Source organism: Nostoc sp. CALU 546 (genome assembly GCF_048836525.1).
In genome coordinates, this window is the sequence record NZ_JAWJTF010000021.1 from 76,730 (window position 1) to 89,323 (window position 12,594).

General features: G+C 40.4%; 10 protein-coding genes. 7 read left to right on the forward strand and 3 right to left on the reverse strand.

What is annotated here, in order from left to right:
- Window positions 1-247 precede the first annotated feature (247 nt).
- Together RRG12_RS13265 and RRG12_RS13270 are read left to right on the forward strand one after the other, a co-directional pair.
- Window positions 248-718, forward strand: coding sequence for a helix-turn-helix domain-containing protein (locus RRG12_RS13265; RefSeq protein ID WP_420759605.1), 471 nt, complete (start codon window positions 248-250; stop codon window positions 716-718).
- A 174-nt stretch (window positions 719-892) separates the two neighbouring features.
- A complete protein-coding gene (locus tag RRG12_RS13270; RefSeq protein WP_420759606.1) occupies window positions 893-1,276 on the forward strand; it encodes a hypothetical protein in 384 nt (127 codons plus the stop codon).
- A 437-nt stretch (window positions 1,277-1,713) separates the two neighbouring features.
- Here RRG12_RS13270 and RRG12_RS13275 read toward each other — a convergent pair whose 3' ends face one another.
- Complete coding sequence (locus RRG12_RS13275; RefSeq protein ID WP_420759607.1) at window positions 1,714-5,295, reverse strand: eIF2A-related protein; 3,582 nt, start codon at window positions 5,293-5,295, stop codon at window positions 1,714-1,716.
- 216 nt (window positions 5,296-5,511) lie between these two features.
- Here RRG12_RS13275 and RRG12_RS13280 point away from each other — a divergent pair, with 216 nt between their 5' ends.
- Entirely contained in the window at window positions 5,512-6,174 is a 663-nt protein-coding gene (locus RRG12_RS13280; RefSeq protein ID WP_420759608.1) for a LuxR C-terminal-related transcriptional regulator, read from the forward strand.
- Here RRG12_RS13280 and RRG12_RS13285 read toward each other — a convergent pair.
- Both RRG12_RS13285 and RRG12_RS13290 read right to left on the reverse strand, forming a co-directional pair.
- A complete protein-coding gene (locus tag RRG12_RS13285) occupies window positions 6,160-8,163 on the reverse strand; it encodes a CHASE2 domain-containing protein (protein ID WP_420759609.1) in 2,004 nt (667 codons plus the stop codon). The two genes, RRG12_RS13280 and RRG12_RS13285, sit on opposite strands and share 15 nt — an antisense overlap.
- A gap of 11 nt (window positions 8,164-8,174) precedes the next feature.
- Complete coding sequence (locus tag RRG12_RS13290) at window positions 8,175-8,480, reverse strand: hypothetical protein (protein ID WP_420759610.1); 306 nt, start codon at window positions 8,478-8,480, stop codon at window positions 8,175-8,177.
- Between the two features lie 394 nt (window positions 8,481-8,874).
- Between RRG12_RS13290 and RRG12_RS13295 the strand changes: the two genes are divergently transcribed.
- The 4 genes from RRG12_RS13295 to RRG12_RS13310 all read left to right on the forward strand — a co-directional run bounded on the left by RRG12_RS13295 (window position 8,875) and on the right by RRG12_RS13310 (window position 12,594).
- Window positions 8,875-9,315, forward strand: coding sequence for a DUF3421 domain-containing protein (locus RRG12_RS13295; RefSeq protein WP_420759611.1), 441 nt, complete (start codon window positions 8,875-8,877; stop codon window positions 9,313-9,315).
- Window positions 9,316-9,698: 383 nt separating this feature from the next.
- Entirely contained in the window at window positions 9,699-10,199 is a 501-nt protein-coding gene (locus tag RRG12_RS13300; RefSeq protein WP_420759612.1) for a hypothetical protein, read from the forward strand.
- Between the two features lie 483 nt (window positions 10,200-10,682).
- Window positions 10,683-11,753 (forward strand): hypothetical protein, encoded by a 1,071-nt coding sequence (locus RRG12_RS13305; protein ID WP_420759613.1) that lies wholly within the window; start codon window positions 10,683-10,685, stop codon window positions 11,751-11,753.
- A gap of 151 nt (window positions 11,754-11,904) precedes the next feature.
- A complete protein-coding gene (locus tag RRG12_RS13310) occupies window positions 11,905-12,594 on the forward strand; it encodes a COP23 domain-containing protein (protein ID WP_420759614.1) in 690 nt (229 codons plus the stop codon).

Here is a 12,594-nt window from a genome sequence, read left to right on the forward strand (position 1 = left end):
TTTTGCTACTTTAAAATCGCATTGATGTAAATTAGCATACTATAGCTCTGTAATCTTATTAAGGAATTATAAAGAATTGTTACTACGGTTGTCGTACTCCAAAAGAGAACCCATTCCCCGCAGTCCAGGGTAGGCATCAGAACTTTTTTGATAGATTTGTTCTATAGCAATCCTGAATCATTCGTGAGAAAATACTGAGAGAGAGTAAAAGTATTTTTCATCACTAGATTTAGGTGTAGTTATGTGGATGCAATCACTAACAGAATTTATTGAAAATAGCCAGGAGAATCGTGAAATTATACGAGCAAATGCAGTAAAGATGTTGTTATGTGGATACAAACATGAAGCGATAATGCAGATATTGGGAGTTTCTAGTGGTTTCATAAGTAAATGGAAAAAAGCATTTTTTCAAAACGGAGTTGAGGGTTTAAAGCTAAGACATAAAGGAAGTATTGGGTTTTTGAGCCAAGAACAACGTACAGAAATATTTGAATGGCTAAAAACAAAAGAATCATGGACTTTGAATGAATTAGAGTACCAGATTGCCTCTGAGTATGGAGTGGCTTTTGAGTCGAAGCAAAGCTACTACGATTTATTTAAAGAAGCACGGATCAGCTGGAAGAAAACTCAAGCTCATAATCCCAAATATGATCCAGATAAGGTAGCCTTAAAAAAAAAGAAATTTCTGAGTTATTGGAGGAGCGACGAGCCGAAATAGAAGTAGGAAAACTAGTTGTATTCATGGTTGATGAATGTCATCTCTTGTGGGGTGATATATGTGGATACGTTTGGGGTCAGACTAATGAGCGGATATCAATTCCAGTTGTAAACGCTCGTTATAAGCAAACATATTTTGGTGCATTAGATTATAAAACAAAAGAATTTATTACTTATGCAGCTAAAAAAGGTGACTCGGAAAACACAATTAATTTCTTGGAATATCTTCAAATACAGCGTCCAGAAGCTAATATGCATAATAATTTGGGATGGAGCAAGTTACCATCGTTCTGGTGCAATTCAAGACTATTTAGACTCTTTGAATCGTGAGTTGGAAAAAGAACAATGGTTGATAACTTGTAAATGTTTTGCCCCAAATGCTCCCCAACAGAATCCTGTAGAAGATATTTGGCTACAAGCAAAAAAATTGATTCGAGAGTTTTATTTTTTCTGTCATTCTTTTTCTGTAGTTAAAGCATTATTTGAGTTAGCCATTAATGGTCAATTTTTTGACTTCCCTAAGCTCAACGAGTACGGTGATTTCTCACAAATGATTTAGGATTGCTATACGAATAAATTAGACATCTCCTAAATCTATCAAAAATACCCGACCTTTTTCCGACCATCAAACTTTATACCAAGTAGTATGATATTTAAATAAGCAGTATTCTTATCGCCAACTTCTTAGAGGGGATACAGGAGAACCAATGCCTGCTGAGTTTCGTAGAAGCGATCGCAGAATATTATGCAAGTTAAATGTGGAATAGCTTACTTAAACCTCAGCCGTGCCCCTACATTTGGCGATATAATTTTGTACTGCATCTGAATGGGAATCGTTATAAATCACTAGTAGTTCGCTTTCCCCAAAATTGCGCTTGTGGAGGTCGGCGCTTGTGTAAGGGAGCAGAGGAGAGATTTGTACAAGTTCTTTCCCCCTTGCCCCTGGGCATCTCTGCCCAAGAGCTTGCCACCACGCAAAGTTTGTGTGGCAAAGCACTAGACTGCACCTAGTTCTCTTAACATTGCTAACTGAGCTTGGGTCAAACCTTTAGCTCCTGTAATTTTCATTTTTTCGTATGGTCTTTTGGCTTTCAGTATCCGCAGACAATTTCCCAATCGCATATCCCATAGTCTAATTGTTTCATCCTCACTAGCACTAGCCAAGATTGAACCATCTTGAGAGAAAGCGACTGACCATACCCAATTTGAGTGACCACACAGAGTGTTGAGACAACTTCCTTTTTCAATATCCCAGATTTTTATAGTTTGGTCGCATGAAGCGCTAGCAATTTTTTGACCATCTGGACTAAAGCTAACAGCCATTACCCAGCTAGTATGTCCTTTTAATGTCTGCAAACACTCGCCTGTAGTTACATCCCAGATTTTGACTGTTTGATCCAGACTTGGGCTAGCCAGTAAGCAACCATCTGGACTAAATGCGATCGCTCCTACTCTTCCTGAGTGTCCTTTTAATACTTTGATACATCGGTTTTCTTGTACATCCCAAAGTCTAATCGTGCAGTCATCGCTGCCACTAGCCAGAATTTGTCCTAGAGGGCTAAAGGCTACCGCCGCTACTCGATCTGTATGTCCATATAAAGTGAAACGACACTCACTAAGATTGAGATCCCATATTTTGATAGTATGGTCAAAACTGCTACTAGCTAGCACCTTACCATCTGGACTAAAGGCGAGTGACCAAACTTCATCTGTATGGCCGATGAAAGTATGACTGCATTCACCACTTTTAAGATCCCAAAGTTTGATCGTGGCATCTTGGCTACCCCCCGCAACTATCTCCAAGTTTGGGTGAAAAGCTACTGCTGGTAAACCTTGAGAGTATGCTTTCAACTCGTGCAGACATTCACCACTCTTCATGTCCCAAATTCTTAAAGTATTATCTCTGTGCCCACTGGCTAGCATTTGAGCATTGGGACTAAAAGTTACAGTTTTAACCCAGTTATTATACCCGTGGATGCAAGCAATACACTTGCCGTTACTAACTTGCCACAGCCTAATAGTTTGGTCTTCACTGGCACTGGCAAGAGTTTGGTTATCTGGACTGAAGGCAATACCCCAGATTTGATGGTTGTGACCTTTGAGAGTATGAAGACAAGTACCAGTCTTTGCATCCCAAATACGGATAGTCTGGTCTGCACCACAACTAGCAACTAGCTGGTTATCCATGCTCCAAATAGCCCTCCATACCCATCCGGTGTGACCTTTAAGAATTCCTAAACACTGATAATTTTCAGCACTCCAAATTCTCACCGTGCTATCACAACTGGCACTGACTAGCAACGCGCCATTCGGACTGAAGTGAGCTGCACCAACCCAGTTCTCATGCTCCGTAATCGTATAAAGGCATTCTCCAGTTTCAACATCCCAAATTTTGATCAGATTGTCAAAGCCACTGCTGACCAATTGTTTGCCATCTGGACTAAAATGAACGGACATCACTCCACCGCTATGTCCGTGGAGAATTTTTAGACAACAGCCCTCTGACACCTGCCAAATCCTAATGGTGAGGTCGCTACTTCCACTGGCAAGCATTGAACCATTTGGACTGAAAGCCAGTGAATAGACACTGCCCGTATGCTCAGATAAGGTATGCCAACATCGACCGGACTGTAGCTGCCATACTTTAACGGTTGAATCTTCACTAGCACTAGCAAGTATCTCTCCATTTGGGCTAAAGGCAATCCGGCGTACCCAATTAGTATGTCCTTGCAGGGTTAAAAGACGTTGTTGATCTGCAACTTGCCATAAATGAATCTCACAATTGGCATTACCACTTGCTAGGGTTTTTCCATCAGGGCTGAAAGCAATTGATATCACCCCATTAAAAGATTGAGTGAAAATAGATTTAGAAAAACAACACTGGGAAAAATTAACATCTTGTAAATTTATATCTTGTAAATATGCTTGACAAATTGTTAAATCAGAAAAATCATAACTACTGAAATTAGCTTGAATTTGTCTGAGAAGATTCAGGATGTTGCCTGCTGCATATCCAGAATGGGTTGAAGCCTCTTGTTTCAATTTTTTGAGGAGTTCCTGCACCTGAAGCTGAATCTGGTTGGAACTACCCAGAGCTAATATTAAATTATCAATAACAGGGGTTAGGATGAGACGAATTTGTGCTTGTCTTACATAGTCTTTGCTCTGGGCTTTAATTAGGGCATAATTTCTCAAAAGTTCATGGCTTTGATTGACGATTTCCTGATAAGCGAAAGCTACTAATTGATCGGTAACGTACTCCATCAACACAGGCTGAAGCGTGAAGCGATCTCCTGTACGCTCTAGGGGAATCTTGCGTTGCAGCACTCCCAAAGTTGCAGGTAGTGCTGCCTTAGCAGTTGATAACATCAAATCTTCCCGTAACTCTGCTAGGGACACTGGTTCCCGATTGATTGCTAACCAATACAGTACTTCACAGCACTCTTTGGGGAGCCGTTGAAAGTGCCAAGATAGGAGTTCTTGCAGGTCGTGAAACACTGGCTTGCCTTCCCTTAAAAATTCGGCAATACTACCAAAAAATACTTCCAGTATGTGTTTACTAACCAATTGCAGTGCTAGAGGATTGCCATCATAAAGCTGAATCAACTCCTGCCAGTCTTCTTCACTAGCTGTAAAATCGCCAAGCTCTGCAATAATCTGTTTTCCAGCTTGGATATCTAACCCCTGTAACACCAAAGAGCGCACCGGACGACTTGGCCCATCCATTAAAATGAGTTCTTGGGGTTTTTCGCGGCTTGTCAGCAGTAAGCAACTTTGATGCGCCACTTCCCCAACCTGTTTAATTAACTGTCCATAGTCTTCATAATCAGCTCGATACCGACCGATGGGATCTCCGGCTTGCAGAAGAGTTTCGGCGTTATCTAGGATTAAGAGACATCGGTGGGTTTTCAGGTGATGGAGCAACAAAGAGATGCGTTCGCTAATTGTCTCTGGTAGTGTTGTCTGCTGTTGTCTGGAAAGTACTTTAATTAAGTCTGCAAGTAGGTCAGAGAGGAGAGGGGCATTGAGAAGCGATCGCCAGATGACAAACTCAAACTCATCCTGGATACCCTTGGCTAACTGAAGTGATAGGTCTGTTTTGCCAATCCCACCCAATCCCAGTTTTAGTGAAAGATGGGTCTTTCCAATCCCCCGCATTCCCACAATCGCCACACATCGAGTGCGATCTCGAATAATCCAGTTCTGTAGAGTTTCTAGTTCTTCTGTTCGTCCAAAGAACACTTGCACATCAGGAGCGTCTCCCCAGTCTCTGTGGAAATTGGAGGGTTGATAATTTAGAGTCGATGAGGCGTTTGTGTCCTTTTCTCGCTGTGCGGTTCGCTTCAATACTCCGTGCAGGTTATTTTTGGTAACTTTTTCTCCTAAAGCTTTCGAGAGTGATCGCCATAATTCAGAGCCAACATCTTTAATATGACCATGATCGTAATCGGAGTCTACAGCCATATCTAAATATGTCTGTCCTGCCCATGACTGACTGAAGACAATCTTTTGAAGTTTTGTTAAGCATCCCCCTTCCAATAATTGCTCGATTAGTGCGATCGCCTCTTCTACTGTCATTTATCTTCCCACGTAAAAATACCAGGTTAACTACGATATTCCCACCATAAACTTGATTTTCTCAAAAAATTTACGTAAATCTACTAAAAAGCTCCGACCTTTTTCCGACCTTTTTCCGACCGTTAAGCTTAATGTCGCGGAGTAAAGTACTCAGATGATGCTAAAAAATTTTTCTTGATTTTGTTAGCTATTAAACCAAAATTATCTCCTCCCAACATGGACTGCAAGCTACCCCTTTTTCTTGTTATTGAAGACCATCCAGAAGTCGGTCAGAATAACTGCGAGTTTTTGCACATGATAGAAGCTCAGTGTTCTTGCATTAGCGTGGATACACCTGATAGGGGAATTGAGCAACTGGAGCTTGAGCTACCAAATTTGGTCGTAGTGGACTTGCAGTTTGGCACTGTCGGAGGTGAGCAGTCAGCAAAGCCAGGTTTAGCACTGTTAAGACAAATTTTTGAGCGCTACCCCACAGTAAATATCCTTGTTTATACCAGTGAACCTAATTTTTTAAGACAACTAGCATCGCAGATTGGTAAACACCAAGGGGGTTTTGTAGTTGTGAACAAGATGGAAAGACGAAGCGCCTTCCTGGAAGGCGTTCGTAGCGCTCTAGATGGACAACTCAAAGTCCATCGGGAACTGATGAAGGAAATGCAATTAACTCAGCAGGATCTGGAAATTTTGGACTTGTTATGCCGTCATGCGCTAACAGACCAAGCGATCGCCGAGCGGATGCATGTGTCCCATAAAACGGCTCAGAACTATGTGCAGCGTCTCAAGGCAAAGCTGGATATCGAGCATCTTGATGGGCAAAATATAAACCCTCGCGTCGCTGTTTGCATGGCAGCTATTGGACGCAAGCTAATTGTTTATTGAAAAAATACTTGAGTTTTGGATTTCGTCCTCAGTAGTATTCTTTAGAGTCCAAGTGAGTATTACCTGGATTCCGCCATCGGCTGAACGAACTCGCTCCCAATATCCGTCTGGTAGTTCCGCAGCAATAGTAGCCATCAATTTTGTGCCGTAACCATTACTGTGTGCTCTAATGGTGGTGCTTTTCAAAACAACAGGCTTAGGCTCAGTTAGATCATTTTTAATAATTAGCGTACATAGGGTTTCTTCCTGAAACAAACTAACTCTAACTTCGGTTGCAGTACCGTTCGGAGGTTGACTATGACGAATGACGTTAGCGATCGCCTCTTTAAAGAAGCGAAAAATATCTTCACGCGCATCTATCCAGGTACTGTCTGACTCAGGCTCTAAAAGAGGTTGCAGATGAGCATCAACTTTGAGTGTTAATTCTCCTGAACTAACAAGTTGTTGTAGCTGCTGTTGAATTCCCTTATCTAAACCTGTTTGCAATTCTGGTGTCACCTCTAGTTTCTCGGCGATCGTGCGAGTATTGCGGAGCTGATCACGAAGATTGCGCCCAACTGCTTCTAGCCTATCTAACAAAGGGTTGGGATTTATCCCTGGATGTTTAATAGCTAGAAGTTCGACACCATCCATGACTAATTTGAGTTCTTGTAGAGGGCCGTCATGAATGTCCGCTGCTACTCGATGGAGTAACTTCCGTGCCTGAGAAAGGACTGCCTGTCGCTCGGCTAGTTTTCGTCGCTGCTGGATCAACTGCTGTTGCTTCTGCCAAAACAGCAAACAGATAGCTACAGATACACCCGTTCCAATCCAGGTTAAGATTGGTATTGCTAAAGGTATAATTAGCCCTTGCCAAGAAAAGAGGACACTGAAAATAACATAACTGCCAACAAACCCTAGACAAAGCCAACTCTTTAAGCGGATAGTAGATTGAGATCCGTTTTTGAATATCCCGGAAGTCAGTATTAAACTAAAAAAGACTGCACCCAGGGTAGTGGCCGTATAATCAAACCATTCGGTAGAGGTTCTCAAAAATGAATCTGTCATCAAATTTCCGATCAAATTGGCCTGTACCTCTGCAACTGACATGCGATCGCCAAAAGGAGAGGAAACCCCAAATGAGACTAAATCTTCTCTAGGCAAATCAATCAGCACCAGTTTGTTGCGAACCTTCTGAGCTTCTAGAGTGGTAAGAGCGCTACAGTAAGTCAGTTGTGCAGAAGTGGAATTACAAAAAGATGAAGCATTGAGGCGAGGAAATGTTCCAGCAGGTCCATAGAAATTTATCCCAACGGCAGTTTCAGTTAAAAGTGTTTGCTCACTTTGGGCAATCTGAGTCAGTGCTTTGTTACCTAGAGGTGAAGAAAATTTTTCTAAGGCTAATACTGCAACTGATTTTAATTCTTGAGTTTCTTGAATGTTTTCTACATAAACAAAGTATCCTGCCAAGTTTGCTTGACGAGATGGACTGGTTAAACTTTGAAGAGCAGTCTCGTACTCGAAAAATCCATGCACTTGCGCTGGAGAAATTAATGGTTTAATTCTGTTATCGTCAAATGGCAGCAGATGATAGTAGATAGATAATGCTGAAGGAACTGATTGAGAAAGTTTTTTAGTATAAGTGACTAATACAATTTGATGGCTGTATTTTTTTATTAGATCCTTGAAGGAATTTTCTAAACTACTATCAATAGGTCGCCTCAATGAATTAGGTAGGTTCAAAACTACAACTTTAGCTCCTTCGTCCATGAGCTGCGTGACTAGATTGGCATAAAACTTGTGTTCAGGTTTATGGATTGGTCGATCAATTGTAACTAAGAGGATCTCGTGGGGTAAAGCGCTGGGTTTGTAAAGCCGTGTCAGACTATCTTGAATCCCAAGCTCTAGTTTTTCAAGGATAGGTAGCTTGCTAAATACTGCATTGAAAAGGAAACTCCAGACAACACCCAAACCAATCCCTGTCATTTGCCAAGTGTTAATCGATCTCAATCTTTTTTTCATTACTTCTTAGGCTGGAGGCGATAGAAGACTGTTTGTTTGGGATTGTATTGCTGCAAATTTACACATAGCTCTTCACCGCATCGCTCAATTTGCCAGGTAGCAGTCTTGGTTTTAATAACCCCATTCAAACTTGGTTTTGTGTTTATTATCCCATCTAATGGGGGACCGGAAAGAGATTTGACAATCTCTCCATCAAATTCTAACTCTAGCTCAACTGAACCGCCCTCTCCAATTCCACTTAGAATCCGTCCTGTCCCTTGCCAGATTTGACTCGCACTAGCTGGAAGTATCAGTATTCCCAGCAATAGAATTGTTTGAAAAAGTATACAACTTCCGTAGTAAGAGATACTCCTTATTAAATTCCTCTTTAAATAATAAACTCTGTACATATAGCACTCTGCTTGAGAATAACTACTTTTTTGACTATTATCTTCTATTCTGCTCAAATAGCTTGTTGCGTAAACGCGCAATTTTATTTACGCTAATTCCTCTATCTTTAGCAGTAAGAAAAAGCAAAGATAGAACTATCACAGAACAGCAAAGCAGTATTCATATCCCCAACTTCTTAGGTGGGATATAGGAGAAGCGATCGCTTTCTCGACTAATAACTTGGTAATTCACTGTGTTTTTGGAGTAATCGGCATTATGAAATTATTAAAAACTCTTTTGGTCTCAGGATTAACTTTGGCTGCCTTAAGCATGGCATCAGTAATAACAGTTGTTCAACCAGCATTAGCAGATTATAAGTGGGTAAACGCAAGAAATGGTTATGTTCCCCCAGGGGCTATTCAAGGTGGATTCGATGGCGAGAAATTATATGTCTGCTCGATCGGAAGTGCTGTTGGAAAGTTAGCTCCTGGACATAGAAAATGCTATGTGGCTTACGGTAATCAAGCATTTGGATATGACAGGTATCAAGTACTCGTTGCGGATAATTGGAAGTGGGTTCCTGTTACAGGCGATGTACCTCAAGGTGCAGTGATCGGAGGGGAAGATGGTGAAGCTCTGTATGTCTGTAATGCTGTTGTCGCAGGTAAGTGGGCACCTGGGAAATATCCTGTTTCTCATGATGTCTGCTACGTAGCCTATGGGAACAAATCGATTGGAGTTAAAAGCTTTAACGTCTTGATTTCACGATAAGGCGTAAATAGAAGGTTCATGCAAGCAGGGGCAACCTGTAGTTAAAAACCTTATACAGCAACAGTTACAGAGATTGATACGAGATTTAACCGCGCTCATTAAAAGATAAGTTGCACAAATGGTTTTTCTAGCTCATAGACAGTAAAATAAATTTGCCTAAAACGGAGCTTGGAGTACCTGGAAGTTTGTGTCTCAAAGTATTATCGCTCCGTCTCGAAACTGAAAAACATTGCCTAAAATGATACGTAAATCTATCAAAAAGATCCGACTTTTCTCCGACTTTTTCCGACCGTAAAAGTTTATACCATGTAATAGAGTATTTAGATAAGCAGTTCTAGAACTGAAAATACTCAACTAAAAATCTTTAAATCTTTGAAAAAACTATGCAGCCACTAAATATCAATAGTGTCATTTTTCGTTATTTATTCTCTTTTGGAATTGTCGTGAGCAACCTGTATGCAATAGAGGGACTTCCAGCATCTGCTCAGTCTTCAGCCAGCGAACGAATTGAATGTATTAAACTTTTTGCAAAACATTACTATAGCTACGAAGGTGGAAACCTTAACAGAACAGATGCACTTGCAAAAGCAGAGCAAACCTGTGCTGAACAAAGTCCAAAGAATAATGCACAGCCTACGCCAATAATGATTATTCCAACTAATGGCATTCCAGCTAATAATATTCCAAATGCTGGAGGTTCACCAAAAGCTATAACCGACTGTATGAAACGTCTTATGTACGAGCGAAAATTAGTCTGTACTCGTAGTGGTTTTCCTGGATGTAGTCATTTTCCGAGTGAAGGATTTGCAGGTTGGCAAATGCAGGATGTAAGAACTGAGTTAAGCGAAGCCATAGCAGTTCAAGCTTGTCAGAATGCTCGATAGGTTTGACTGTTTAGTAACTTATTGATGCTTACTCACTAACTATTGAGTTTTCACTCACCATGCATAACAGGCATTATAATTCGGTTCTGAGGGGGCGACATGCAGCCCACATTGTTTATATAGTCAAACTTGGGTAAGTTTCATAGATAATTGTTGGTGTATTGTTCAACAATTAATGAAATTAAACCGCAATAAGATTGAGTATTATTTACGAGGTATGAGGGCTATGGAGCTTATTTTATCTATGTTTTAGCTTTCATATCGCCCCCTCAGAATTCGGTTCTACTGCTACCCTTATGATATTTTAAGCAAATATACAACCGAAAAACCTTGTCCTGCCTATATTTTTAGTTTCAATACCCTACCTTGGCTGCGAGTTGCGATTGCCCCTGGCACTGCGCTCCGTGCAATCACCATATTTTTGGCTCAAACCAAATACCGTAACACTTATATCTACAAGAAGGGAGGAATAAAACGGATAATATGAAAATTTTAAGTTCTAGTTTTTTGTTTTCAACATTATCTTTAATAACTGCTGTAATTCCAGCGCAAGCGGTCAACGCACCACCTAAAGAATTAGCTATTTTTTGTTCTACCACTCGCAATGAATACGTTGAAAATGTAAGAAAAAGATACGAGAGTCAAGATTATAAAGGAAAGGGTGGTGCTGGTGCTGGAATTAGCTCTCAAGGAATCAATTTTGGAGGAAATGGCAGTTACGAATGGAAGCGAACTTGGGACAATTTTGATAGCAACAAAAAGCAAGAATATAGCAATAAAAACTGTGATGAAGTGTTGAAACAGTGGGGAGCAGTTTCAATTGCGGAAATTCACGCAGATGCAGAGAAAGCAATTGAAAAGATGAAGCTTGAAGGTAATAAATATAGAGAAGATACAATAAGAATAGTGGAAGGATTTAAATTAGAAGCAATAAACATCAATGCTACAACTCGCTTCAGAATTGAGGAGTTACAACAAGCAGGTAGAATTGAAGAAGCAAAAATTCTTTCGGAGGCTCTGCAACGAAAGATAGAAGTTCAAGAAAAAGGAATGACTGATAGAGTCAGAATTGAAACTGATGCTCTTATCGCTATGAATAAGGCTGATAATGCAGTGGAATTAAAGAAAGCTGAATTAAATGCTGCTGTTGCTAATCGTCAAAGTTTGAATCAATTAATCGGTACTGGAATTGAGAGTTTGGTGGCATATTTTGGGAGCAGGTCTGAAGTCGAAAAAGAAAAAATTAGGGCTGATGTTAAAATTAAAGAAATTGAAGCTCAAATAAAAATTGAGGAAATCAAATCAAAAAACAATATAGACCCCAATTTAGCACTAATTCAAAGTTGGGAACTAACTCCTACTTCATGTGCTTCTGGAGGACAGATAGTAACTATCATGATTGATAACAAACAATACTGTGTTAATTCTCATTACGATTTAACTGCTAGAAGTTATCAATATAATCGAGCGACGAATCAGTTAGAAGTTTTATCATCACAAATTATTACTAGTCCTAATCCTAATCCTACACCTTATATTGGTCCAGGTTTATAATTTTTTGTTATCAAATGGAAATATTTTTGCTCTTATGAGCATTAGCTAATTGTTATTAACGTAAAGGTTAACTAGCAATTATCCCGGAGAAATTGTTCAAAATACAATATTTTCCATGTTTCATATTTCAATGAATCTTAAGGAGTAACCTATGAAATTTAAATCTACTGCTCGCATTTTAGTTGCTGCTTTAGCTCTATCTAGTACCTGTACTATTACATCTACAGTTCAAGCTAAACCTCCAGTAAGTAATAGTGGCGTTTCTGTACCAGTAGTATCTACAAATGGTGGCACTAAATTTAGTTGCGTTCCTCAAAGTGATGGGAGTATTGGTACAGTTGGGCAGCGCCCTGGAGGGCAACCAATTCCTCTAATTATTTGGACTCAAGATGGTTCTAGCTACTTTGGAGAAAAATACACACCTCAGAATCGCTGCAATATTGTTACACCCAAATTGAATGCAGCTATTGCTGCTAGCAGTGGTAGTTTAAAAAATGTTCTGTTAGCTAACGGTAAGGTGAAGAACGAAACCGTAATTTGCGTCATTTCTGCTACAGAGCGTGGTTGTAATGAAGCAAATGTTCTTTTTACCCTCAAACCGCAAAATGCACAACGGGCAGGCGAAATTCTCTCGCAGATAATGCAAATTGGTCGTGAGGGCGCTAGCGGTGGTGTGATTCGTGAGACAAGCGGTCGTGTTCAGGTCAATTTAGGAGATTGGGAAGAGTTAACTATGGGTGTTGCTTCCACTGAGCCTGTGATTCCAGACAATGGCGTGATTCCAGACAATGGCGTGATTCCAGACAATGGCGTGATTCCAGACAATGGTGGGGGTCTGTAA

Excerpts from the sequence above, each read along its gene's own strand:
- RRG12_RS13265 (WP_420759605.1), top strand. The coding sequence starts at position 248 with ATGCAATCACTAACAGAATTTATTGAAAATAGCCAGGAGAATCGTGAA.
- RRG12_RS13270 (WP_420759606.1), top strand. The coding sequence starts at position 893 with ATGCAGCTAAAAAAGGTGACTCGGAAAACACAATTAATTTCTTGGAAT.
- RRG12_RS13275 (WP_420759607.1), bottom strand. The coding sequence starts at position 5,295 with ATGACAGTAGAAGAGGCGATCGCACTAATCGAGCAATTATTGGAAGGG.
- RRG12_RS13280 (WP_420759608.1), top strand. The coding sequence starts at position 5,512 with ATGGACTGCAAGCTACCCCTTTTTCTTGTTATTGAAGACCATCCAGAA.
- RRG12_RS13295 (WP_420759611.1), top strand. The coding sequence starts at position 8,875 with ATGGCATCAGTAATAACAGTTGTTCAACCAGCATTAGCAGATTATAAG.
- RRG12_RS13300 (WP_420759612.1), top strand. The coding sequence starts at position 9,699 with ATGCAGCCACTAAATATCAATAGTGTCATTTTTCGTTATTTATTCTCT.
- RRG12_RS13305 (WP_420759613.1), top strand. The coding sequence starts at position 10,683 with ATGAAAATTTTAAGTTCTAGTTTTTTGTTTTCAACATTATCTTTAATA.
- RRG12_RS13310 (WP_420759614.1), top strand. The coding sequence starts at position 11,905 with ATGAAATTTAAATCTACTGCTCGCATTTTAGTTGCTGCTTTAGCTCTA.